Origin of the sequence: Streptomyces sp. CB01881 (assembly GCF_002953255.1) — a bacterium.
Classification (GTDB): domain Bacteria; phylum Actinomycetota; class Actinomycetes; order Streptomycetales; family Streptomycetaceae; genus Kitasatospora.
The window spans coordinates 6,025,879-6,049,009 of record NZ_CP026498.1; the positions used below are offsets into that span (position 1 = coordinate 6,025,879).

The 23,131-nt window shown below is 73.3% G+C and carries 20 protein-coding genes; 6 read left to right on the forward strand and 14 right to left on the reverse strand.

The window, feature by feature from the left end:
* Positions 1-9: 9 nt before the first annotated feature.
* The 3 genes from mqnC to C2142_RS16085 all read right to left on the reverse strand — a co-directional run bounded on the left by mqnC (position 10) and on the right by C2142_RS16085 (position 4,429).
* A complete protein-coding gene (gene mqnC / locus C2142_RS16075; protein ID WP_148643282.1) occupies positions 10-1,233 on the reverse strand; it encodes a cyclic dehypoxanthinyl futalosine synthase in 1,224 nt (407 codons plus the stop codon).
* Positions 1,234-1,460: 227 nt separating this feature from the next.
* Positions 1,461-3,248 carry a serine/threonine-protein kinase gene (locus tag C2142_RS16080; RefSeq protein ID WP_148643283.1) on the reverse strand — a complete coding sequence of 596 codons (1,788 nt, stop codon included), beginning with the start codon at positions 3,246-3,248 and terminating at the stop codon, positions 1,461-1,463.
* Between the two features lie 266 nt (positions 3,249-3,514).
* On the reverse strand, positions 3,515-4,429 hold the full coding sequence (locus tag C2142_RS16085) for a menaquinone biosynthesis protein (RefSeq protein ID WP_148643284.1): 915 nt from the start codon (positions 4,427-4,429) through the stop codon (positions 3,515-3,517).
* A 322-nt stretch (positions 4,430-4,751) separates the two neighbouring features.
* On the opposite strand from C2142_RS16085, the gene C2142_RS16090 reads away from it, so the two are divergent.
* Positions 4,752-4,955 (forward strand): cold-shock protein, encoded by a 204-nt coding sequence (locus tag C2142_RS16090; protein WP_057227626.1) that lies wholly within the window; start codon positions 4,752-4,754, stop codon positions 4,953-4,955.
* A gap of 1,081 nt (positions 4,956-6,036) precedes the next feature.
* Here C2142_RS16090 and C2142_RS16095 read toward each other — a convergent pair.
* Both C2142_RS16095 and C2142_RS16100 read right to left on the reverse strand, forming a co-directional pair.
* Positions 6,037-6,495 (reverse strand): hypothetical protein, encoded by a 459-nt coding sequence (locus C2142_RS16095; RefSeq protein ID WP_148643285.1) that lies wholly within the window; start codon positions 6,493-6,495, stop codon positions 6,037-6,039.
* Positions 6,496-6,786: 291 nt separating this feature from the next.
* Entirely contained in the window at positions 6,787-8,148 is a 1,362-nt protein-coding gene (locus tag C2142_RS16100; RefSeq protein ID WP_148643286.1) for a dicarboxylate/amino acid:cation symporter, read from the reverse strand.
* A 457-nt stretch (positions 8,149-8,605) separates the two neighbouring features.
* On the opposite strand from C2142_RS16100, the gene C2142_RS16105 reads away from it, so the two are divergent.
* A complete protein-coding gene (locus C2142_RS16105; RefSeq protein ID WP_148643287.1) occupies positions 8,606-9,820 on the forward strand; it encodes an MFS transporter in 1,215 nt (404 codons plus the stop codon).
* 168 nt (positions 9,821-9,988) lie between these two features.
* Here C2142_RS16105 and C2142_RS16110 read toward each other — a convergent pair whose 3' ends face one another.
* The 5 genes from C2142_RS16110 to C2142_RS16130 all read right to left on the reverse strand — a co-directional run bounded on the left by C2142_RS16110 (position 9,989) and on the right by C2142_RS16130 (position 13,992).
* Positions 9,989-10,228 (reverse strand): hypothetical protein, encoded by a 240-nt coding sequence (locus C2142_RS16110; RefSeq protein WP_148643288.1) that lies wholly within the window; start codon positions 10,226-10,228, stop codon positions 9,989-9,991.
* A 132-nt stretch (positions 10,229-10,360) separates the two neighbouring features.
* Positions 10,361-11,605 carry a LacI family DNA-binding transcriptional regulator gene (locus C2142_RS16115; protein WP_148643289.1) on the reverse strand — a complete coding sequence of 415 codons (1,245 nt, stop codon included), beginning with the start codon at positions 11,603-11,605 and terminating at the stop codon, positions 10,361-10,363.
* A 37-nt stretch (positions 11,606-11,642) separates the two neighbouring features.
* Positions 11,643-11,978 carry a DUF4229 domain-containing protein gene (locus tag C2142_RS16120; RefSeq protein WP_241002610.1) on the reverse strand — a complete coding sequence of 112 codons (336 nt, stop codon included), beginning with the start codon at positions 11,976-11,978 and terminating at the stop codon, positions 11,643-11,645.
* Between the two features lie 153 nt (positions 11,979-12,131).
* Complete coding sequence (locus C2142_RS16125) at positions 12,132-12,659, reverse strand: GNAT family N-acetyltransferase (protein ID WP_148643290.1); 528 nt, start codon at positions 12,657-12,659, stop codon at positions 12,132-12,134.
* A gap of 22 nt (positions 12,660-12,681) precedes the next feature.
* Positions 12,682-13,992 carry an MFS transporter gene (locus tag C2142_RS16130; RefSeq protein WP_148643291.1) on the reverse strand — a complete coding sequence of 437 codons (1,311 nt, stop codon included), beginning with the start codon at positions 13,990-13,992 and terminating at the stop codon, positions 12,682-12,684.
* 124 nt (positions 13,993-14,116) lie between these two features.
* On the opposite strand from C2142_RS16130, the gene C2142_RS16135 reads away from it, so the two are divergent.
* Entirely contained in the window at positions 14,117-15,094 is a 978-nt protein-coding gene (locus C2142_RS16135; protein ID WP_148643292.1) for a helix-turn-helix domain-containing protein, read from the forward strand.
* Positions 15,095-15,468: 374 nt separating this feature from the next.
* On the opposite strand, the gene C2142_RS16140 is transcribed toward C2142_RS16135, so the two are convergent.
* Positions 15,469-16,011 (reverse strand): ATP-binding protein, encoded by a 543-nt coding sequence (locus C2142_RS16140; protein WP_148643293.1) that lies wholly within the window; start codon positions 16,009-16,011, stop codon positions 15,469-15,471.
* 584 nt (positions 16,012-16,595) lie between these two features.
* Here C2142_RS16140 and C2142_RS16145 point away from each other — a divergent pair.
* On the forward strand, positions 16,596-17,432 hold the full coding sequence (locus tag C2142_RS16145; protein WP_208693250.1) for a sigma-70 family RNA polymerase sigma factor: 837 nt from the start codon (positions 16,596-16,598) through the stop codon (positions 17,430-17,432).
* Complete coding sequence (locus C2142_RS16150) at positions 17,429-18,610, forward strand: zf-HC2 domain-containing protein (RefSeq protein WP_148643294.1); 1,182 nt, start codon at positions 17,429-17,431, stop codon at positions 18,608-18,610. The genes C2142_RS16145 and C2142_RS16150 overlap by 4 nt, the downstream gene beginning before the upstream one ends.
* A 50-nt stretch (positions 18,611-18,660) precedes the next feature.
* Here the strand turns inward: C2142_RS16150 and purU are convergent, their stop codons facing one another.
* Complete coding sequence (purU, locus tag C2142_RS16155; RefSeq protein WP_148643295.1) at positions 18,661-19,527, reverse strand: formyltetrahydrofolate deformylase; 867 nt, start codon at positions 19,525-19,527, stop codon at positions 18,661-18,663.
* Between the two features lie 224 nt (positions 19,528-19,751).
* A complete protein-coding gene (locus C2142_RS16160; protein ID WP_241002611.1) occupies positions 19,752-20,186 on the reverse strand; it encodes a hypothetical protein in 435 nt (144 codons plus the stop codon).
* Positions 20,187-20,527: 341 nt separating this feature from the next.
* Between C2142_RS16160 and C2142_RS16165 the strand changes: the two genes are divergently transcribed.
* Positions 20,528-21,742, forward strand: a complete 1,215-nt coding sequence (locus tag C2142_RS16165; RefSeq protein WP_162002484.1) for an ABC transporter substrate-binding protein — start codon at positions 20,528-20,530, stop codon at positions 21,740-21,742.
* Positions 21,743-21,897: 155 nt separating this feature from the next.
* On the opposite strand, the gene C2142_RS16170 is transcribed toward C2142_RS16165, so the two are convergent.
* Positions 21,898-23,019: a hypothetical protein gene (locus C2142_RS16170; RefSeq protein WP_148643298.1), complete on the reverse strand. Its 1,122-nt coding sequence runs from the start codon at positions 23,017-23,019 to the stop codon at positions 21,898-21,900.
* Positions 23,020-23,131 lie beyond the last annotated feature (112 nt).

Genomic DNA, 23,131 nt, shown 5'->3' on the forward strand with positions numbered 1-23,131 from the left:
GGGAAGCCCTCAGCCGTTGTTGAGGATCTTCAGCTCGGGGTGCGCGGTGCCGCCCTCGATCGCGGTGGAGGCGATGTGCGAGGCGACCCGCGGGTCGACCGGGTCGTTGGCCGGGTCGTCCAGCACCCGCAGGTGCTCGTACGTGGTGGAACGCTGGGCCGGGACGCGGTCGGCGGAGCGGATCAGGTGGATCAGCTCGGTGAGGTTGGAGCGGTGCTTGGCGCCGGCCGCCGAGACCACGTTCTCCTCCAGCATGACCGAGCCCAGGTCGTCGGCGCCGTAGTGCAGCGACAGCTGGCCGGCCTCCTTGCCGGTGGTCAGCCAGGAGCCCTGGATGTGGGCGACGTTGTCGAGGAACAGCCGCGCGATCGCGATCATCCGCAGGTACTCGAAGACCGTCGCCTGGGTCGAGCCCTTCAGGTGGTTGTTCTGCGGCTGGTAGGTGTACGGGATGAAGGCCCGGAAGCCGCCGGTGCGGTCCTGCACGTCGCGGATCATCCGCAGGTGCTCGATCCGCTCGGCGTTGGTCTCGCCGGTGCCCATCAGCATGGTGGAGGTGGACTCCACGCCCAGGCCGTGGGAGACCTCCATGATCTCCAGCCAGCGTTCGCCGGACTCCTTGAGCGGCGCGATCGCCTTGCGCGGCCGCTCCGGGAGCAGCTCGGCGCCGGCGCCCGCGAAGGAGTCCAGGCCCGCCTTGTGGATCCGGGTGATGGCCTCCTCGATGGAGACGCCCGAGATCCGCGACATGTGCTCGACCTCGGACGCGCCGAGCGAGTGGATCACCAGCTGCGGGAAGTCCGCCTTGATGGCCGCGAAGGCGCGCTCGTAGTACTCCACGCCGTAGTCCGGGTGGTGGCCGCCCTGGAACATGACCTGGGTGCCGCCCAGCTCGACCGTCTCCGCGCAACGGCGCAGGATCTCGTCGAGATCGCGGGACCAGCCCTTGTCGCTCTTCGGCGGCACGTAGAAGGCGCAGAACTTGCACGCCGTCACGCAGACGTTGGTGTAGTTGATGTTGCGCTCGATGATGTACGTCGCGATGTGCTCGGTGCCGGCGTAGCGGCGGCGGCGCACCGCGTCGGCGGCGGAGCCGAGCGCGTGCAGCGGCGCCGAGCGGTACAGCTCCAGCGCCTCCTCCGGAGTGATCCGGCCGCCGGCCGCGGCCCGGTCGAGCACGGCCTGCAGGTCGGTGCTGGGCGCATCGAGGGTGGTCGCTGCGAGCTCGGACACCTGGCGGCCTTCTCTCTCTCGGGTACTGCTGCGTGTTCCAGTGCTTCCGGAGGCTTCCGGGTACGGCCGAACCAGCCTACGCCAGGGCATTCCGGCCGCTGCGTCAGCCCGCTGCCCCGGCTCGCGCCGACCCGTCGCCCGGTCACGCAGGCACACCGGCACACCGGCACACCGGCACCCCGCCCCGCCCGCCCTTCAGCCCGCGTGCCGCTCCACCCGCCCTCCCCTCAACCCGCCCTCCGCATCGTCCCGGCTGGGTTCCCGGCGGGCGGGTCGGCAGAGGTGAAGCGGATGGTCCCGTCGCTCTGGAGGGTGAGCGTCTCCGTGTTGGACCCGCCGGTACACGCTCCCGGGATCGAGGAGCGGACCAGCCGGGAGGTGAACACCAGCTTCTCCGGCGACGCCGAGTTGAGCGTCCAGGCCCCCTCGCAGGCGATGGAGAGCAGGCCGGTGACGGCGTTGCGGCTGGTGGTGTTCTCCTGCCCGATCGCGGCCGGGCCGATCACCAGCGTGGTGGTGCCGGCGGGCAGCCCCTTCTCGCTGGTCATCTCCCCGCTCCACGTGCCGAGGAAGACGGCCGGCACGACGCTGGGGCCCCCGGGCTTGGCGGCGGTGGACGCGGCGGCCGCCGACGGGGTGGTCGCGGGCGGGGTGGTCGCGGGCGGCGGCTGGGTGACGCCGGTCGTGCCGGCCGGCGTGGAGGCGGCCGTAGTGGTGGGCGTGGTCGCCAGGTCCTGACTCCCCGACCAGTCGAAGAGCCCGAACTCGAAGGCCACGAACGCCAGTACGGCCGCCGTCACCCCCACGACCGCGACCGCCCAGCGCGGCGCCTGCCGCTCCTTCACCCACTGCGCCCGTTGTTCGGGCAGCGGCAACGGCCCCGTCCAGGGCCCCAGCCCGACCGGTCCCCCGGCACCGACCTGTCCTCCGGCACCGACCGGTACCCCGCCGCCGACCGGTACCCCGCTGCCGGCCGTGGGGGTCCACAGCGGCGGCACCTCCGCCGGAGCGCCGGCCGGAGCGCCGAGCGGCGCGACGGGAGCAGCCGGAGGAGCCGGAGAAACCGGAGAGGCCGGAGCGCCGACCGGAGCAGCGGGTCCGTCCTCCGGATCCCCCTCCAGGTCCAGCAGCCCGACCGCGCTGCGTCCGACCGCCGCCGCCAGGGCGGGCGGCAGCCAGCCGCCCCGCCCCAGCCGGACGGTGGCCCCGCCGTCGGCGTCCAGCCGGTCCCGCAGCTGCCGCGGGGTCGGACGGGCCGCCGGATCCTTGGCCAGAGAGGCGAGCACGACGGAGCGGAGGGGTTCGGCCAGCCCGGAGAGGTCCGGCTCCTCGTGCAGCACCCGGTAGAGCAGCACCGCCACGCTCACGCCCTCGCCGAAGGGGTGGACCCCGGTGGCCGCGAAGGCGAGCACCGCGCCGAGCGAGAACACGTCGCTGGGCGCCCCTGCGGGCAGCCCGTTCGCCTGTTCCGGCGACATGAAGCCGGGCGAGCCCACCACGTAACCGGACCGGGTGAACCCACTGGTCGCGTCCAGCGCCCGGGCGATGCCGAAGTCGATCAGCCGGGGCCCGTCCAGGGTGAGCAGCACGTTCGACGGTTTGACGTCCCGGTGCACCAGGCCCAGCCCGTGCACGTGCTCCAGCGCCTCGGCCAGCCCGACCCCGAGCGCCCGCGTGGCGGCTTCCGACAGCGGCCCGAACTCCCGGACGGCGCCGCCGAGCGCCGGCCCGGCCACGTACCCGGTGGCCACCCACGGGTGCTCGCCCTCGGTGTCCGCGTCCAGCACGGGCGCGGTCCAGGCTCCGCCGACCCGGCGGGCCGCGGCGACCTCCTGCCGGAACCGGGCCCGGAACTCGGCGTCCTCGGCCAGCTCGCCGCGGACCACCTTGACCGCCACCGTGCGCCCGCCGGCCGTCCGGCCGAGGTAGACCCGGCCCATCCCGCCCGCGCCGAGCCGCCGCAGCAACCGGTACCCGCCCACCTGGCGCGGGTCGTCCGCCCCCAGTGCCTGCATCCCGCACGCTCCCCTCGCCCGCCGGCCCGACCGGCCGCCCGGCATCGCCGCAGCCGCCGATGCCGCGTGCAGACGCTACCGGGCGGCAAGGCTCCGAAGTGCCACATCCCGTGGCACTTCCGGCGGGCAGGGGCCGGCCCCCGGCCGAAGCAGCCGGGGCCGGGCCACGACCGCCGCGGCCAGGGTCAGGCCTCGACCAACACGTCCCGGGGTCAGGCCAGGGCCAACTCGGCCCGGGGTCAGGCCACGGCCAACTTGGCCTGGGGTCAGGCCACGACCGCCGCAGGCTCGGGCTCCAGCAGCCGGACCTCGACGTCCGGGGCGAAGCCGCTGTCGTGGGCGACCCGGCGGGCGAACTCGGCCACGCCGGCCAGCTGCCGCTCACCGAGCGAGAAGTCCAGCGCCTCGCTGAAGTACCGCTCCAACACCCCGGCGTCGAACGCCTCCCAGCGGGCCGCGTGCTCGGCCACCTCGCCGGCCTCGACCAGGGAGAGGTCGCGGGACTCCAGGAAGGCCCGGTGCACCGCCGCCGTCAGTTCGGGGCGGCGCTCGGCGAAGTCGCGGCGGGCGGCCCAGACGGCGAAGACGAAGGGCAGGCCGGTCCACTCCTTCCACATCTCGCCGAGGTCGTGCACCGCGAGCCCCTTCGCGGCCGCCTGGCCCAGGTACGCACGCAGCGCCGGGTCGCCGATCAGGACGGCGGCGTCGGCCTCGGCGAGCATGGCGTCCAGGTCGGGCGGGCAGCTGAAGTACTCCGGCCGCACCCCCTCACGCTCCTCCAGCAGCAGCCGCGCCAGCCGCACCGAGGTCCGGCTGGTGGAGCCGAGGGCGACCTTGCGGCCGTCCAGCTCGGCCAGCGGCAGCTTGCTGACGATCACGCAGGACATCACCGGGCCGTCGCTGCCGACCGCGATGTCGGGGAGGACGAGCAGTTCGTCCGCGTGCCGCAGGTACTCCACGCAGGTGATCGGACCGATGTCCAGCGAGCCGCCGACCAGCTGGTCGCTCAGCTTCTCCGGGGTGTCCTTGGTGAGGTCCAGATCGAGCAGATTGCCGGTTCTGGCCAGGCCCCAGTAGAGGGGGACGCAGTTCAGGAACTGAATATGTCCGACCCGCGGCCTGACCGGGGTGTTCTCCCGGTGCTCCCGGTGCTCCTGCGTCTCCGCATCCGCTACCGCCACTGCGCCGCTCCCTTGCTGTTCGTGCGCCTCCACGCACCGTACGCCTGCCGTTCGGGAAGCCTCGCACCGGCCTTACGACACGCCCGATCCACCCCTCAAGTCACCTCTGGTCGTGACAGCGCACGCATGCTAGCGTTGCTGTCAGTTGCAGTTTGATTCCCCTTGCAGTACTTGAAGCCTGCGGAGCATGTAACCGCAGGCTTTTTGTAGTTTTTCAGCAATATCGAAAAACTCCGGACCCGTCCGGAGGCAGGGCGATCAGCGCAGCGGACCGGGTGCCACACGGTGTGGCCCCCAATACGTCCCTCGCAAGGAGAACGGCATGGCTCAGGGAACCGTCAAGTGGTTCAACGCTGAGAAGGGCTTCGGCTTCATCGCCCAGGAGGGCGGCGGCCCCGACGTCTTCGTCCACTACTCCGCCATCAACGCGAACGGTTTCCGCTCGCTGGAGGAGAACCAGGCGGTCAGCTTCGACGTCACCCAGGGTCCGAAGGGCCCGCAGGCGGAGAACGTCACCGCTATCTGATCATCCTCTGATGACCTGATCGCTCGGGACCCCTCGGGTCCGCCGGCGGCCCTCTGGCCGTCACCATGAGCACAAGAGCAGTACCCAAGGGGGCCCGACCATCTGTCGGGCCCCCTGCCTCTTGTCCGGTCGAGGACGCCGGCCCGCCACCGCCACCGTCCACGGTCACTCGCCGCGGTCCGGCAGCCGCGGGCCCTCCCGGATCTCACGCACCCCGGATCTCACGTACCCCGGATCTGACGCCCCGGATCTCACGCGGTGACCTCCCGGCCAAGCCCGCCGCCGAAGCCCCGCCTCCCCTGCGACCGCCCGGAGCCGACGCCTCCAGGCCTGGCGCTTGGCCCGCCGACGGAGTCGGAAAGGCAAGGGGTGCGGCCGCACTTCACCCGGAACGCGCCATTCACAACACTCGGCAGTCACCGACGGTCATTGAAATGCCGGAGGGGCCGCCGCAAACTGCGGGCGTGAAGGTGGCCCAATCGGCCACAAAGAACAACAGCAAAGACGCGAACAGCAACTTCAGGTCAAGAATTACACTTCCCGGACTGAGGCCTTCGAACTCATTCCGACTTCAGCGAGTGGTGACCACGTCAGAACCGGACGCCGCGGTGGCGCGCGCCACGGCCTGCGAACCTCCCGTCAGAACGGAGGAGGACCCTGAGGCGCCGGTCCCCGGCAGCTTCGAGGAAGCCGCCGATTGGATCACTGGGGCGCAGGCGTGGCTCAACGACGCCATGAAGACGGTCGCCGAACACCCGTCATCGGATGCACTGAAGGATTTCGCGCTCGCCGCAGCCCCCACGGGCGACGCAGACCAGGTGGGCGGGCACGTCACCGGGTGCCGGAGCTGCCAGGAGGCGGTCACCCACGTCCGGAGCACGGGCGATTTCGCACAGCGGATCGCCCTCCCTGTACTAGCCGCCTCCCCGTACTGGTCGCTTCCCCGTTCCAGCGCCCGCTCTGCATCGTCCGGGGTGAGGCCGCATGAGACACGTACACATCGGCGCAGACGCACTCGGCCTGGGGCTGGTCGTCCGACTGACCGCCGGGAACAAGGCTCTCGATGTCGTCACGGCAGCACCTAGGCGATGCCGACCAGCTTGCGGACGATGTCGTCCTTGGGAGGCGCCTCAAGCTTGTCGTTCATCATCTGGGTGAATTCATTCACCAGATCGCGCACCTGAGCCTCGTCGTCGGCCTGGACGAACCTGTTGATGATCTCCGGTGAGGCCTGGCTGGCGTTCTCGGCGTTCTGCTTCTTGGCGTCTTCGATGGTCGAGTCCGACGCCACCTTCGCGGCCCAGAGGATCTTCTGGTCCTTCCCGAAGGAGATCGAGCTCGGCATCTGCCCGCTGACCGCCGAGAGCAGGAGCACGACGCCCACCACGAACAGCCCGCCGACCCCCACGCTGTTCGTGTCCTTCTTGAAGGTGGCGATTCCGCCGGCCACCAGGGCCACGACGCCCACCAGCCCCATCAGCCATCGAATCGCCGGGTGGATTTCGAATCGAAGGGGATTCCCGGAGGTCTGCTCCGACATTCCGTCCCGCCTTCCGCAACGGCAACTTCCCGGACGGCCGAGTTCGCGCCTTCCAGGCTCACCCGATACCGAATCTCCCACTCTTAACACGGGCGGTGACCCCCTCGGTCGTCGCCCCGCCCTGCCCCCGGGCACACGTCCGGGGATCCGTCAGGACAGCCCAGCAGCCACCTGGCCCTTGCACGCCCGCAGCGGGAGCAGCGGCTCCCCCGCCCCACGACGAAGCCGCCTCCACGACGAAGCCCGCCCCCGTGCCGGAAGGCGTGGGGGCGGGCTCCAGCGGTACGGGCGTCAGGCGGCGGCGGGCGCCTTCACGGAGGCCTGGGCCGGGATGACGGCCGACTGGGCATCCTCGTAGAGGTCGCCGTGCGGGTTGTTGTAGGCGGCCAGGTCGAGGGTCTTCTCGCGGGCCGCGACCAGGATCGGGACGACAGCTTGACCGGCGACGTTGGTGGCGGTCCTCATCATGTCGAGGATCGGGTCGATGGCGAGCAGCAGGCCGACGCCCTCCAGGGGCAGGCCCAGCGTCGACAGGGTCAGGGTCAGCATGACGATCGCGCCGGTCAGACCGGCCGTGGCGGCCGAGCCGATGACCGAGACGAAGGCGATCAGCAGGTAGTCCTTGATGCCGAGGTCGATGCCGTAGACCTGGGCGACGAAGATCGCGGCCAGCGACGGGTAGATCGCGGCGCAACCGTCCATCTTGGTCGTGGCGCCGAACGGGACGGCGAACGAGGCGTACTCGCCCGGGACGCCGAGGCGCTCGGTGACGCGGCGGGTGACCGGCAGGGTGCCGACGGAGGAGCGGGAGACGAAGGCCAGCTGGATGGCGGGCCAGGCGCCCTTGAAGAAGTTGACCGGGTTGAGGCCGCCGGCGAACTTCAGGAGCAGGGAGTAGACGACGAACAGCACCAGCGCGCAGCCGACGTAGATGTCGACGGTCAGCGTCGCGAACGGCTTCAGCAGGTCCCAGCCGTACTTGGCGACGGACTTGCCGATCAGGCCGAGGGTGCCGAGCGGGGAGAGCCGGATGACCCACCAGAGGGCGGTCTGCACCAGTTCCAGCACGGACTCGTTGAGCTTGAGGATCGGCTCGGCCTTGGCGCCGAGCTTGATGATCGCCGCGCCGACCACGACCGCCAGGAAGACGATCTGGAGGACGTTCACCTGGGTGAAGGCGTCGACGATGTTGGTCGGGAAGATGCCGGTGAGGAAGTCGATCCAGGTGCCGGTGGACTTCGGCGGCTTGAGGCCCTCGGTCTTGAGGTTGGTGCCCTCGCCCGGGTTGGTCAGCAGGCCCAGGCCCAGGCCGATCGCGACCGCGATCAGCGAGGTGACCAGGAACCAGAGCAGGGTGCGGACGGCGAGGCGGGCCGCGTTGGTGACGTTCCGCAGGTTGGCGACGGACACCACGATCGCGGTGAAGACCAGCGGCGGGACGGCCAGCTTCAGCAGCTGGACGAAGATCCTGCCGATCGTCTCCAGGGTGGTGGCCAGCCAGGAGATGTCGGCCGCGCGGGCCAGGTAGCCGAGACCGATGCCGAGCACGAGGCCGGCGACGATCTGGACCCAGAAGGGGGTCTTGCCAAGCTTCGAGCTTCGCAGCCTGGCGAGCACGGACGGCGACGAGGTCGCCTCGGGCGCTGTGGACATGACGGTGCGACTCCGGGGGAGGGCGTTGCTGACGGTGAAGTGAGGCGGGGAAGGCGGCACGGCGCGCGGGCCGGACGGGGAGGGGTCGGCCCCCGGTCAGGGGCGTGCCGCCTGAATACAGCTCATGGCGCGACAACGGCGCGGGCTGTCCACAGCACCCGGCAGGCAGCACCGGCGGGCGGCGCCGGGCATCGAGCCCTGGCCGTTCGTCCGGGGTGCTCCTGAGGTGGTCATGGCCGACACGTTAGCAGTAAAGGTTTGAGATGTTCAAAGTAGTTGTTTGAGATACAGGCGGCGGTGCGATCAATTCCGGACACGAACGAGGCTGACGCACCATCAGATCTTCCGCCGGCCCGACGGCCGCCCCGGCAGTCACCTCGATTGACCGACGCCGGTTATACGTATAACTTGGCAGGACAGCCCCCACCCCTCCCTGCCCGGAACCGGAGAACCGTCCATGGGCTATGTCGCCCTGCTCCGCGCCCCGCACGTCAGCCGCCTCCTCTTCGGCACCCTGCTCGGCCGTCTCCCCGCCGGCATGACCGCCCTGGTGATCGCGCTCGCGCTGCGTGAGGCCGACGCGCCGTACAGCCGGATCGGGCTGGCCACCGCCGCCTACGCGATCTCGGCCGCCGTCGGCGGGCCGGTCCTGGGGCGGATCGTGGACCGCACCGGACAGCCGCGGGTGCTGCTCGCCTCGGCCGTGGTCGCCGGCGGCGGCTACGCACTGCTCGCGCTCGCGCCCGGCTCGGCCGTGGCCGCACCGCTCGGCGCCGCGATCGCCGGCCTGGCCATGCCGCCGCTCGAACCCTGCCTCCGCTCGCTCTGGCCGGACGTCGTCGAGGAGAAGCAGCTCGACACCGCGTACGCCTTCGACTCCGCCTCGCAGCAGATCCTCTACGTCGCCGGACCGCTCGCGGTGGCCGGCATCGCGGGCGCGGTCAGCCCGGTCGCGGCGCTCTGGGTGGCCGCCGGCCTGGGGCTGGCCGGGGCACTGATCGTGGCCACCGCCGGACCGGCCCGGGCCTGGCAGGCGCCGCCGCGCGCCCACTCGGCCGGCCTGCTCGGACCACTCCGCTCACCCGGGCTGGTCCTGCTGCTGGTCGGCCTGGCCGGCGCCGGCTGGGCGGTCGGCGCGCAGAACGTGCTCTTCATCGCCTACGCCGAGGCCCACGACGGCGCGCTGCCCGGCGGCGCGGGAACCCTGCTGGCTCTGGCAGCGCTCGGCGGCCTGCTCGGAGCGCTCGCCTACGGCGCGGTGCAGTGGCGCAGCAGCACGGCCACCCGGACCTGGGTGATGGCGCTCGGGATGGCCGTCAGCTACCTGCCGCTGGTGCTGCTTCCCGGGCCGTACGCGATGGCCGGGCTGGCGTTCCTCTCCGGGATCGGTCTGGCGCCGCTGCTGGCCGCCGCGTTCGTCCTGGTCGCCGAACTGGCGCCGGCCGGCACCGTGACCGAGGCGTTCGCCTGGCTGGTGACGCTGTTCGCGACCGGAAACTCGCTCGGCTACGCCGTCTCCGGCAGCCTCGCCGAGGGGTCGCTGCGCTCGGTGGCGCTCTGCGCGGCGGGCGGGATCGCCCTGGGCGGGCTGCTGCTCTTCGGCGCCCGCCGCTGGTTCCAGCCCGCGCCTGCCGCCGCAGTCCCGGCGGCGGAGCCGGTGCCGGTGGGCTGAGCCCGTACCGGTGGGCTGAGCCGGTCCTGGTGGACCGAGCCCGCCGGCGGAGGCGGGCCGGGCCCGCCACAGAGACGTGACTGCGCCCGTCGGACCGGGTGGTCTGGCCGACGGGCGCAGTCACTTGTTCACTCCCTCACCCGGCACCGCCCGGCACGGACGTCCCGATCAGCCGTGGCGGCTGCGGCCTCCCCGGGCGACCGGGGCCCACCGGTGGACGAGGACGCGCTCGGCGAAGGTGACCACGTCGGTGACCAGGACGGTGACCAGGACGGTGAGGGGCTCACCGTGGGCGACGGCGAGGCCGTCGGAGATGCCTTCGGCGAGGCCGTCGGAGAAGGCGTCGGAGAGGTCGTCGGCGTTAGTCGTCTCGTCGGTGTGGCGCGAGACGAGGTGGTGATCTTTCACCCGTTCGGGTGAGCGGACATACCCGGGACGGCCTGACGGCGCGGCAGTCCCGGGCGCGGCAGTCCCGGGCGCGGCCTTCCGGACAGGGGCGCCCGGCGACAGGCCGGGCGGGAGCAGCCGGGCGGTCGGCCGTCAGGACCGGGTGGAGGCCGCGGTCGAGGAGCGCAGCACCAGCGAGGTGGCCAGCGGCGCGACGGGGGCCACCGGCTCACCGCGGAGCAGATCGGCGAGGGCGGAGACGCCGGCCCGGCCCAGCTCCTCGCCGGGCAGGTCCACGGTGGTCAGCGGCGGGGCGAGCAGCGCGGCCACCGGGACGTTGTCGATGCCGACCACCGAGAGGTCGCCGGGCACCCGCAGTCCGAGTTCGGCGGCGGCCTGGTAGACCCCGGAGGCCACCACGTCGTCGTCGCAGATCACCGCGTGCGGGCGGTCCGGGCGCTCCAGCAGCAGCCGGGCGACGCTGCGGGCCGCGGGCTGGCCCTCGTTGAGGCTGACGCCGAGCTCGACGACGTCCAGGCCGAGTGCGCGGGCGGCCTCCTCGAAGGCGGCCTGGCGGACCCGGAAGGTGTACGCGGAGTGGGTGGAGCGCAGTCGGCCGAGGCGTCGGTGGCCCAGTCCGGCCAGGTGCTCGACGGCGGCGCGCATGCCGCCGGCCACGTCCAGCTCGATGGTCGGGCGGGCCCGGTCGGTGCCCGGGTCGGCGTCCAGGAAGACGGCGGGGGTGTCGGCGGGCAGCTCGCCGAGCTGGCTGTCGTCCGGGGAGCAGATCAGCAGGCCGTCGAAGCGGCTGGTGGTGGCGGCGTCGGCCAGGGTGGCGCTCCCCCAGCCGGAGCTGACCACGACGGCCAGGCCGTGTCTGCCGGCCTCGGCGTGGACGCCCTCCAGTACCCGGCCGAAGAACGGGCCGAGGATGTTCGGCACGGCCAGCAGGATCATGCCGCTGCGGCCGAGGCGGAGCTGACGGCCGGCCGCCTGCGGGCGGTAGCCGAGGCTGCGGGCGGCCTCGCGGACGCGCTCGCGGGTGGCGTCGGAGACCCGGCGGCCCGCCTCGGAGCCGGAGAACACCAGCGAGACGGTGGCCTGGGAGACCCCGGCGAGACGGGCGACGTCCCTTCCGGTGGGTCTGCGCACCGGCGCCGGCCAGGTGCCGCCGGTCACCTCACCCGTCGCGGCAGCGGGCACGGCGGACGCGCCCGGCGCACTCGGCGCGGCGGCCGCACCGGACCTGCCGGAGACACGGGACGTCGGACCGGCCGACTTCTCGTGCGTGGACTCGTCGTTCCGGGGCGCGGAACCGGAGGCGGGCGCGGACTCGTCGTTCCGGGGCGCGGAACCGGAGGCGGGCGCGGGCCCGGGCGCGGACGCGGGGGTGGACACGGCGGCGGTGCGGGCCGGTTCCAGCGGGCCGCCGCGGCTACCGGGCCGCCGCGCGGGCGGCCTCGTCGGCGGCGTCCTCCTCGGCGTTCTGCGCCGCGATCCGGTCGGCCGTCCGGTTGCGCAGGTCGTTGACCTTGCCGGAGATCTGGGCCGACATCTCGTTCCGCTGCTTGTTCAGCAGGACGTAGCTGAGCGGCGCCGAGACCATCGCGGCCAGCAGGAAGAGGAAGATCACCCCGAGCTCGCCCGCGACCGGGATCACCTTGAAGTGGCCGAGGAGGAGGGCCACCAGCAGGCAGCCGAGGAAGATGCTGACCCGCAGGGACGTGTAACGGAGCGTGGCGTGCGACTTGCTGCTCACATTGCTGCTCACCGGGAACACATCCTTCTCTGTGCGGGGCTCGGCCGGTCTCCCAGTGAAGCATGCCCAACGGACCGCGCGGGGAACGGGTCGCCCGTCCCCCGCGTCCGGACGACCACCGCACCCCCGTCGGTCACGTCGCCGCCCCCGTCGCCGGGCCCGTCGTCAGCGCAGGTCGAGCCACATGGTGACGTCGTCGCGGTCGTCCCCGGGGGCGACCCGGATCGCCGCCGGGACCCGGCCGGCCTCCGTCCAGCCGCAGCGCCCGTAGAACGCCTCCAGGCCGAGCCCGCCGCGCAGGGTGAGCCGCAGGCTCTCCAGCCCCCAGTCCCGGGCCACCCGCTCGGCCTCGGCCATCAGCTCGGCGCCGTAGCCGCGCCCCTGGAAGTCCGGGTGCACCATGACCCGCTTGAGCAGCCGCCAGTGGTCCATCGGCCCGAACCGCATCGACTCGAAGAACAGCAGGCCGGCGAGGCGGCCGGTCTCCGCCTCGTGGGCGACCAGCAGGCGGTCCGGCTCGCCCGGCCCGACACCCGCGAACTGCACGTCGGCGGTCTTCCAGACCTCGTCCTCCGTCACCGGCGCGACGAAGCCGACCGCGCCCCCGGCGTTGGTGACGTCCGTCCAGAGCCGGACGACGGCGGCCCGCAGCCCGGGGCCGAGGTCGGGGTCCAGGGTGAAGGCGAGTGTCATGGGCGCGGAGCCTACCCGCCGCCTACGACAGTGCCGGGGCCGGCCGGGCCGCCCCGCTCCCCCGCAGTGCCAGGCAGAGCACGACGGCGACCGCGCAGAGCCCGCCGGCCGCGTACCAGGTCAGGTCGTAGCTGCCGAGCGCGTCCCGGGTCAGGCCCGCCAGGCCGGCCACCACGGCCGCGCCGATCTGGTGGCAGGCCAGCACCCAGCCGAAGACGATCGGCGCGTCCTCGCCGAAGTGGCGGCGGCAGAGCGCGACGGTCGGCGGCACCGTGGCCACCCAGTCCAGCCCGTAGAAGATCACGAAGGCCAGGATCGGCGGCTCCAGCGAGCCCGCGAACAGCTGCGGCAGCAGGAGCAGCGAGAGCCCGCGCAGCGCGTAGTAGACGACCAGCAGCAGCCGGGAGTCGACGCGGTCGGTGAACCAGCCGCTGGCGATCGTGCCGACCACGTCGAAGACGCCGATCAGCGCCAGCAGGCTCGCGGCCGTGGTGACGGGCAGGCCGTGGTCGTGGGCGGCCGGGATGAAGTGGGTGCCGACCAGCCCGGCGGTGGTCGCGCCGCAGATCGCGAAGGAGCCGGCCAGCAGCCAGAACGCCCGGCTGCGCACCGCTTCGCGGAGCACCCGCAGCGAGCGCGCCAGTGCCCGCCCGCCGACCGCCGCGGGCGGCTCCTCGGTGGCCCCGTACGGGAGCAGGCCGAGGTCGGCCGGGCGCTCGCGCATCAGCAGCAACACCGGGACGGCCACCGCGCTGGCGGCCAACGAGACGACCACCACCGCCGAGCGCCAGCCGTGCTCCTCCACCAGCCAGGCGCCGAGCGGCAGGAAGACCAGGTTGCCGGCCGCGCCGGCCGCGGTGAGCACGCCGGTGACCAGCCCCTGCCGGGCCCGGAACCAGCGGCCGGTGATCGTGGTGGCGAAGGCCCCGGCCATCGAACCGCTCCCGAGGCCGACCAACACGCCCCAGCAGAGCACCAGTTGCCAGGGCTCGCGCATCAGCATGGTGAGGCCGGCGCCGACCGAGATGGTGAGCAGCGCGCAGACCACCACGAGCCGGACGCCGAACCGGTCCATCAGGGCGGCGGCGAAGGGGGCGGTGAGTCCGTAGAGGGTGAGGTTGACCGAGGTGGCGCTGGAGATCGTCCCCATCGACCAGCCGAACTCGTTGTGCAGCGCGTCCATCATCAGGCTCGGCGTGGAGCGGAACCCGGCCGAGCCGAGCAGCACCAGCAGCGAGACGCCGGCCACCACCCACGCGTAGTGCAGCCGGGGCCGGCCGGCTGCGGGCGGGACGGGCGGGGACTCGATCGTGGGGGCGTTCCGTTCGTTCACCCGGCCGAGTCTCCCGAACGGCCCCGGCACCCACGAGTGGCCTGACTGCCAGGTTTCGCAAGAATCGGGCCAGCGGCCCGGCGTACGCTGGGACCCCTGATCGGGCACGGGACGGGAGACCGGGGTGGCGCACAAGGTCGCGGTACTGGCCCTCGACGGGGTGATCGCCTTCGAACTGGGCATCCCCGCAAGGATCTTCGAGTCCGCCAAGGACGCCGCCGGCGTCCCGTACTACCAGGTGGCCACCTGCACCGTGGACGGCCGGCCGGTCGCCACCAGCACCGACTTCCGGGTCGCCGTCGACCACGGGCCCGAACTGCTGGAGTGGGCGGACACCGTGGTCGTTCCGGCCTCCACCGACGCGGGGCCCCAGCAGGTGGACGCCCGGCTCGGCCCCGCGCTGACCGCCGCGCTGGCCCGGATCCGGCCCGGCACCCGGCTGGTCTCGATCTGCACCGCCTCGTTCGTCCTGGCCGCCGCCGGTCTGCTCGACGGCCGCCCGGCCACCACCCACTGGAGCTACACCGGCCGGTTCGCCGCGCTCTTCCCGAAGGTCCGGCTCGACCCGGACGTGCTGTTCACGGACGACGGGGACGTGCTCACCTCGGGCGGGGTGGCCGCCGGCGTCGACCTCTGCCTGCACATCGTGCGCCGCGACCACGGCAGCGCCGTGGCCAACGCGGTGGCCCGCACCTGCCTGGTGCCGCCGTGGCGCGAGGGCGGCCAGAAGCAGTACGTGGCGCTCCCCCGCCCGGCCGCCGAGAGCGGCCCGGGCACCGCCGCCGTCCGGGCCTGGGCGCTGGAGCACCTGGACGAGCCGCTGCCGCTGCGCCTGCTCGCCGGCCGGGCGGGGATGAGCGTGCGGACCTTCACCCGGCGGTTCCGCGAGGAGACCGGCGCCAGCCCCGGCCAGTGGCTGACGGTGCAGCGCACCGAACGGGCCCGGCAGTTGCTGGAGCGCACCGACCTGACGATCGACCAGGTGGCCCGGGAGTCCGGATTCGGGACGGCCGCCTCGCTCCGGCTCCAGCTGCGCGGCCGGCTGGACGTCGCGCCGAGCGCGTACCGGCGCACGTTCCGGGCCCCGGAGCAGGTGGGCTGACAGGTGGCCGAAAGCCGCCCCCGGCCGTGGACGGATTGGATGGCGGCGGGCCGCACGCACCCCGAGCACGGCACGGCAGGCCGCCATCCAACCGCCTCGCACGGGCCCCTGAACCCGCGCAACCGCACTCCGCACTCGCCAAGGAGTCACCGCGCGACCGGCAGACCACGGCCCCCCTGCTGACACGATCCCCCTGGACAGCAGCACCGCAGCGGCGTTCGGGTGTTCCCTCGGCGTCCCCTCGCGACGGAGAGCTGCTCCCAAGAGTGATCAGTCGGATACGTCACGTCAATGGGTTGTCGGAAATTCGGAATGGTTGCGTCAGCTTTCGGCCCGATGATCGCCGGGTGACCGCCCGGTGTCCGCAGGGAGGGTCACTGCGCCAGCGTGGCCCAGTCCACGGCGGCCAACGGGTCCACCGGCCGGGCGTCCGCGCCGATTTCGCACCATACGCGCTTGCCCGAACCGTCCGGATACCAACCCCAGCGGTCACAGAGCAGTTCGACCAGCTCCAGGCCGCGGCCGTTGGTGGCGTCGGTGTCCGCGCCCGCGTGCCGCGGGGCGGGGGCGGCCTGGCTGGCGTCCGCGACCTCGACCCGGAGCGGGCCGACGGCGGCCGACTCGCGCACCAGGCACCCGGAACCGTCCGGGCCGGCGCCGTTCGCGATGCCGCCCCGCGCCGGGTCGCCGCCCGCAGCGGAGCCGTCCATCGGGAAGCAGAGCCGCAGCACGGCAGGACAACCGGTGTGCACCACGGCGTTGGTCACCAGCTCGGAGACCACCAGCACGACCGTCTCGGCGATCGGGGCGTCCGGGTCCACGCCGTGGTTGAGCAGACGCGAGCGCACCCACCGGCGGGCCCGGCCGACCTCGGCGGGGTCCGCCTGCACCGCCAGCTGTACCTGAAGAACCTGCACCGCTCCACCACCCGCACTCGCAGTTCGGCCGTCGTCTCGATCAGGCCGGATCGTCCAGCCGGCCGGCCCTGGCGCGCGCCGGGCCACCGCATGCCGGGCCGCGCCGCACGTCAGCCCGGTACGTCGTGCCCGCGCCGTCTCGTCCGTCGCGCACAGGCTGCGACACGAATACGCCTCAGGATGAGTCGGCGGACGGAGCGCAGCAAGCGCTTCGGGCATATTCCAGCGATCGGGGGACAGGGCAGTGCATACTGTCCCGTTCACTCACGCGAGCCTCGTACCGGCGCTCGTCCGACCGGCGGCCGACCGGCCGGACACGCAGTGGCGAACCTACCGCCGGACACCCCCGCGGCCCGGCCCGCCACTCGCGAACGCCCCTTGCGACATATGTCCACCGGCCCTCGAACAGCGGGACCGGCGGCAGATCCCACGATGTGACGATCCGGCACGAGGCCCGCAGCACCGGCCCCGGACGACGATCCGAAACTGCGGACTCCGTTCTCCCCGGAATCCACCCGTCCCCGGAAGACCGCAAGATACCGTTGAGTAAGGCGGCGAATCCCACGGCAGGAGGGTGGTTGACGATGGCCACCCCCGGCAGCGCCCCGCGCTGGGACGAGCAGCTCCGACTCCGGCTGGCCCGGGGCGAGGAGACCGCTCTCGGCGAACTCTACGACCAGCTGGCGCCGATGGTGCACGGGCTGGCCGGGCGGATCCTCGCCGACCAGGCCGCAGCCGCCCAACTGACCCGCGAGATATTCGCCCACGTCTGGGAGCACCCCGAGGCCTTCGACCCCGCCCAGGGCTCGCTCCGCTCCTGGATCGGCTCGCTGACCCACCGCCGCGCGGTGGACCGGCTCCGGATCCGGCGCGCCGCCGAGGTCCCGGCCTTCGGCGACGGCTACCGGGACGGCCCCGGCGGCGAGGCCTTCAACCGCTCTTCCGACAGCGGCACTTACGGCGAGGACTCACCGGTCGAGGAGGAGATCCGGACGGTGGCCACCGCCGCCCGGATCCAGGTCGCGGTCGACTCCCTGCCGCACAGCCTGCGTGAGACGATCACGGTGTCGTACTACGGCGGCCGCACCTACCAGGAGACGGCCCGCCGGCTCGGCATCAGCGAGCAGGCCGCCAAGCAGCGGATGCGGCTCGGCCTGGAGCTGCTGGCCACCGAACTCGCCGAGGAGCGCGAGCGCCAGCGACGGGCCCGGAACAGCCGCGGCCGCAGTGGTGGCGACCGGAGCGGCAACGGCCGGGGCAGCAACGACAGAGCCGGCGACGGCCGGCCTCACGAGGAACGGCACCCCGGGGAACGACCGGGCGAGCAGGACGAGCCACAGACGCGGCGCGGGCACGACGACCGGCACCACGACAGGCACCATGACGGACCGCGGCACCGGAACGAGGACGGGGGCACGTGACGACCACCGAGGAGCAGCACGAGGCCCTGCGCTCGCTGCTCGGCACCTGGGCCCTGGGTGCCTGCCCGCATCCCGAGGCCGCCGAGCTGGAACTCCACCTCAAGGCCTGCCCGGACTGCGCCGAGGAGGCCGCCCGGCTGCGCGAGGCCGCCGGCTGGCTCGCCGTCGACGAGCCGCTCGACCAGCCCGGCCCGCTGCGCCAGCAGGTGCTCGACTGGTGTCTCGCCCGGCGCCCGGCCGAACTGCCCGTCCCGGCCTGGGGCGCGCCCTACACCGCCGAGACCGCCAAGCTCGACGCGCTGCTGCGCGACCTCGGGCCGGAGGAGTGGCAGGAGGTGGCCGAACTCCCCTGGCACGGCGGCACCGAGTACCTGCGCCCGGCCGAGGTGCTCTGCCACCTCGCCGCCGTGGACGGCTACCTCGCCCTCGCCCTCGGCCTGCCCGACCCCGTCCCCGGTGGCGGCACGCCTCCGGCCGGCCGCCGGGTGCCGCCGCAGGACCCGGCCCCGCCCGTGCCCCGGGTGCCGCCGCAGAGCCGCCCGCCGTTCGCCGCGATCGCCGAGCGCACCGCCCGGCTGACCGCCGAACAGGCCGGCCTGCCGCCGCAGACGGTGCGCGCCCGCTGGCGCCGGCACTGCCACGAGCTGGTCCGCACCGCGGCGTTGGCCCCGCAGGGCAACACGCCCGTCGACTACGGCTTCGCGACCGTCCCGCTGCGCGACGCCTTCGTCGACCGGGCCTTCGAGTGCTTCGTCCACGGCGAGGACGTGGCCCGCGCGGTGGCGTACCCGTACGACCCGCCGGCGCCGCAGCACCTCCGGCAGATGGTCGACCTGGCCGTCCGGATGCTCCCGCCGGTGCTGGCCGGGCTGCGCGCGGCGCGGCCCGAGCACGCCGGTGCGCCCCCGGCCGCACCGGGCGCGGACGGCCGGACGGTCCGGCGGGTCCGGCTGGTGATCGACGGCCCGGCGGCCGGTGAGTGGCTGATCCCCCTGGACGGCCCGGAGAGCGGCCCGCCCGGCGGGGACCCGGTGGCCGCGCTGGTGCTGGACGGGCTGGAGTTCTGCCAGCTGGCGGCCGCGCACCGCGACCCGGACCGGCTGCCGGTGGGCGCCCACGGCGACCGGGCGGCGATCCACGAGGTGCTCCACGCGGTCCCGCTGCTCTCCCGGCCGTAGGAACCCCGGGGCCGCAGGGGCACGGAGCCGGGGGCCGGGGGGTCAGGGACTCAGGCGAAGACCACCGTGCGGGTGCCGTTGAGCAGGACCCGGTGCTCGCTGTGCCACTTCACCGCGCGGGCCAGCGCCTGGCACTCGACGTCCCGGCCGAGCGCGACCAGCTGGTCCGGGGTGATGTCGTGGGTCACCCGGGCCACCTCCTGCTCGATGATCGGGCCCTCGTCGAGGTCGGCGGTGACGTAGTGCGCGGTGGCGCCGATCAGCTTCACGCCGCGGGCGTGCGCTTGGTGGTACGGCTTGGCGCCCTTGAAGCTCGGCAGGAAGGAGTGGTGGATGTTGATCACCTTGCCGGACAGCGCGGTGCAGAGCTGGTCCGAGAGCACCTGCATGTAGCGGGCCAGGACGACCAGCTCGACCTTCTCCTTGGCGACCAGGTCCAGCAGCTGCTGCTCGGCCTCGGCCTTGGTGTCCCGGGTCACCGGGATGTGGTGGAACGGGATGCCGTAGCTCTCGGTCAGGCCGCGCAGGTCGGTGTGGTTGGAGACCACCGCGGCGATCTCCACCGGCAGGGCGCCGATCCGGGTGCGGTAGAGCAGGTCGTTCAGGCAGTGCCCGAACTTGCTGACCATCAGGACGATCCGCATCCGCTCCTCGGTCGGGTGGATCTGCCACTCCATCCCGAAGGAGGCCCCGATCGCGGCGAAGCTGGCCCGCAGCTTGTCCACGGTGACCGGCTCGACGGCGGAGAAGTGCACCCGCATGAAGAACAGCCCGCTGTCACCGTCGCCGAACTGCTGGCTGTCGATGATGTTGCACCCGGTCATGAAGAGGTAGCTGGAGACCGCGTGGACGATGCCCTGCTTGTCGGGCGAGGACAGCGTGAGGACGTACTGGGCGCTGGCCGGCTGCTGTTCCACGGTGGGGGGTCTCCCGTCCTGGGGTCGTGCTCCTGGTGAGTGCTCCAGCGTGTCACATCCTGGACAGCCGCCGTCCCGCTGCCCGCACTGCGGGACGGCCCGGTCCGGCCGCGGGGCACGGAGCCCCGGCCGGCACCGCGCGGCACCGCCCCGGAACCGGGCCAAAGCGGGTCAAGGCGGCGTCGAAGCAGGTCAGGGCCGGGGCAGGACGGACCGGCCCGGGGTCAGGACGAGGTCAGGATGCGCAGCACGTCCAGCGAGCGCGGCGGGGCGTCCGGGTCCTCGCCGTCGTTGACGGCCAGCTTGACGTGGGCCTCGCGGGCCGCCCGGACCGCCTCCGGCCAGCCGTGGTGGCCGAGGTAGGCGGAGGCCGGGGCGTCCGCGCCGACCTGGTGCAGGATGCGGACCACCCGGAGCACCGCGACGTCCACCACCGCGGCCTCGGCCGAGTCCCGGAAGATCGTGCCGACGTACTTCTCGGCCGACCACCGGTCCAGCCAGGTGTCCTCCACCAGCCGGTACACGGCGTCGGTCACGTCGCCGAAGCCCTCACGGCCGGCCAGCCAGGTCTCCTGCTGGAACCCGGGGTCGGACAGCATGTGCAACGCCGAGCGCAGTCGGGCACGCCAGCGCCACCAGGGCAGGTCGTTGAGCGGCATGCCGCCCATCGTGCTGGAGCGGTGGCCCGGACGAGAAGGGTTTCGGGCAGACCGATACGAAGAATCTGTGCTGGCGGACATGGTGAACGATCGTACGTTCCCCAAAGGTTCGTACTCCACTCCGGCTCTACACGCGTCCAAACCCGGAGTTCGGCCGCCATTTGCCATCCGTTCCCTTTTCGGCCCTCTCGGCGTGTGGCGCCGGGGCTTGGCTGGTGCCGGTGCGCCGCAGAGCGCCCCGGGAGGGAAGACCGATGACCGGCCGAAAGGGCTCGTCCCAGACTCAGAATCCGATCGCGACACGGCGCCACCGCCGCCCGATCGCCGCAGCCGCCACCGCCGTGGCACTGCTCCCAACCCTCTTCTCGGCCTCCGCGTGCGGCGGACCGGCCGATGCCGCCACCAGTGCCGGCGACCTGACCGTGATGACCTGGGCGCCGTCCGGCACCGGGTCCGCCGACCGGCCCGGCATGACCGCCCTCGCCGATGCGATCGGCCGGGACGTCAACACCAAGGGCGGCCTGAACGGCCGCAAGCTGCGCGTCCTCACCTGCAACGAGCACAACACCGCGGACGGCGCCACGGCCTGCGCCCAGCAGGCGGTGAGCGCCCAGGCGGTCGCGGTGATCGGCTCGTACAGCCAGTACGGCGACCGTTTCATGCCGATCCTGGAGCGGGCCGGCATCCCCCTGATCGGCGGGTACGGACTCTCCCAGCCCGAGTTCAGCAGCCCGCTGTCGTACCCGGTGGCCGGCGGCATGCCAGCCCTGATCGGGGGCAGCGGCCGGCAGCTGGTGGAGGCCGGCTGTAAGGCCGTCTCGCTGGTCCGCCCGGACACCCCGGCCGGTGACAACCTGCTCGGCTACCTCGCCAACGCGCTCAAGCCGGCCGGGATCAAGCTGCTGGACGTCAAGGCGCCGGAGCAGTCCTCGGACTACACGCCGGTGGCCCGCAAGGCGATCGGCAAGGACGAGGCGGGCAACTGCCTGACGTCCGCGCTGGGCGCTGAGCCGACCGGCAACCTGCTCGACTCCTACCGCCGGCTGGGGCCGCGGAACACCAGGATCGCCTCGGTCATCGGCAGCGTCCAGCAGTCGGTGGTCGACTCCACCGGCGGCGACAGCGGCCCGCTGGCCGGTGCCTACGTGACCGGCTGGTACCCGCCCGAGTCGGCCAAGACCTGGGACTCGCTGCGCGCGGTGGTCCGCAGTGACGCCGCCGACGGCCGCAGCATCGACGTCTCCGACCCCGGGGTGCAGACCACCTGGGTCGCGTACGAGGTGTTCCGGCAGGTGGCCGACCGGCTGAACGCGGCCGGCCGGCCGGTCAGCTCGAAGACGGTCACCGGGCTGCTGGACAGCGGCGAGCAGGTGGACGTCGGCCTGACCCCGCCGCTGAACTGGGGCACCACCAACATGCTGCCGAGCACCGAGTCGCCGCGGCTGGTGAACACCTGGGTGACGTACCAGGTGGTCAAGGGCGGGCGGATGACCCTGCAGCAGCCCGGCTTCGTGGACGTGCGCTGGGTGCTCACCGGGAGCAGGCCGCCGGCCTGACCCGGGCCCGGGCCCGCGTGGGCGGGCCCCGGGGCTCACCCACAGGGGCCGGCCCCGCGAGGGGTCGTACCGGGCAGCCGGCGCGGCCCCTCGGCACAGGTCCCGCGGGCACAGGTCCCTCAGCCACAGGTCCCGTCGCGGCCGCGGGCCCCGTGCTACAGGTCCCCGTCGCCGCGGGTCGGCAGGCCGGTCTGCCCGGCGATGGTGTTCCAGAGGCCGGAGGCCTGCTTCTTCGCGGTGGTGGCCGTACCACTGGCCTGGACCGCGTTCTTGTAGTGCTGGTTGTCGGCCTTCTTGGCGTCGCAGGCGGCCTGCATGTCCGTGGCCCAGGACGCGTACTCGTCGTCGGCGGTCGCCGAGGCCGTCCAGGCGGCGTTCAGCTGCTCGACCAGCTGGGGCCCGCCCGGCAGCTTGTCCGTCTTCAGCGCCGCCAGCTTGGTCTGCAGATCCCGGCGCTTGCCCGCGGCGTCGGCCAGCGCCTGCTGGGACTCGGGCAGCTTGTCGCACTTCTGCACCGCGGCCACCGCGCCGATCACGGCCTGGCGGCTGTCGTTGGCCGTGCCCAGCAGATCGGAGAGCGGCTGGGCCTGCGCCTTGACCTCCGGGTTGACCGTCGCCGCCGACGCGCTCGCGGTCGCCGGGCCACCGCTCGCGGCGGCGCTGCCGGTGGCCACCGGGTTGGCCTTCTTCTCCTTGCCGGCGGACTGGTCGTCGCCGCCGCTCAGCAGGACGGCGACCAGGATGCCGGCCGCCGCACAACCGGCCACCACGCCGCCGATGATCAGCTTGCCGGACGAACGCCCGCCGTCGCCACCCCGCGCGGGGACCGGGCCGGTCGGGTAGTCCGGCCCCGCGTACTCCGGCTGGACCGGGTACTCCTGCGGGGCCGGCTGGTAGCCCTGCTGCGCCTGCGGGTAGGCCTGCGCCGGAGCGGGCTGCTGGTAGCCGGGCCGGGCCGGATAGCCGGCCGCCTGCGGGTCCGCGGTGGGGTAGGGCGGCAGGTACTGCGTCGCCGGGGCCGGATCGGCCTGCGGAGCGCCGTACCCGGGTTGCGGAGCGCCGCCCCACGGGGCGCCCTGGGCCGGGATGGCCTGGGTCGGCAGCGCGTGCGCGCCCTCGCCGAGGTACTCCGGCTGACCGTCCGGCGGCAGGTACTGCTGACCGGGCCCGGCCTGGCCGGGAGCACCGCCCTGGCCCTGCGGCTGGCCGGGCTCCGGGCGGAACAGGTCGTCCAGGTTGAAGTCACCCGAGTTCGGGTACGAGCGGCGCTGACTCAACGCGATTCCTCACCTGTGCAGGACCGCGCGCTGACGGCGGACCACATCTCGTCGGTTCTTGGGAGCATCACAGTTCCTTGGACGTCGCGCCCACGCTACCGGTTCGCCGAAC

Excerpts from the sequence above, each read along its gene's own strand:
- C2142_RS16080 (WP_148643283.1), bottom strand. The coding sequence starts at position 3,248 with ATGCAGGCACTGGGGGCGGACGACCCGCGCCAGGTGGGCGGGTACCGG.
- C2142_RS16090 (WP_057227626.1), top strand. The coding sequence starts at position 4,752 with ATGGCTCAGGGAACCGTCAAGTGGTTCAACGCTGAGAAGGGCTTCGGC.
- C2142_RS16095 (WP_148643285.1), bottom strand. The coding sequence starts at position 6,495 with ATGTCGGAGCAGACCTCCGGGAATCCCCTTCGATTCGAAATCCACCCG.
- C2142_RS16100 (WP_148643286.1), bottom strand. The coding sequence starts at position 8,148 with ATGTCCACAGCGCCCGAGGCGACCTCGTCGCCGTCCGTGCTCGCCAGG.
- C2142_RS16105 (WP_148643287.1), top strand. The coding sequence starts at position 8,606 with ATGGGCTATGTCGCCCTGCTCCGCGCCCCGCACGTCAGCCGCCTCCTC.
- C2142_RS16125 (WP_148643290.1), bottom strand. The coding sequence starts at position 12,659 with ATGACACTCGCCTTCACCCTGGACCCCGACCTCGGCCCCGGGCTGCGG.
- C2142_RS16145 (WP_208693250.1), top strand. The coding sequence starts at position 16,596 with ATGGCCACCCCCGGCAGCGCCCCGCGCTGGGACGAGCAGCTCCGACTC.
- C2142_RS16160 (WP_241002611.1), bottom strand. The coding sequence starts at position 20,186 with ATGCCGCTCAACGACCTGCCCTGGTGGCGCTGGCGTGCCCGACTGCGC.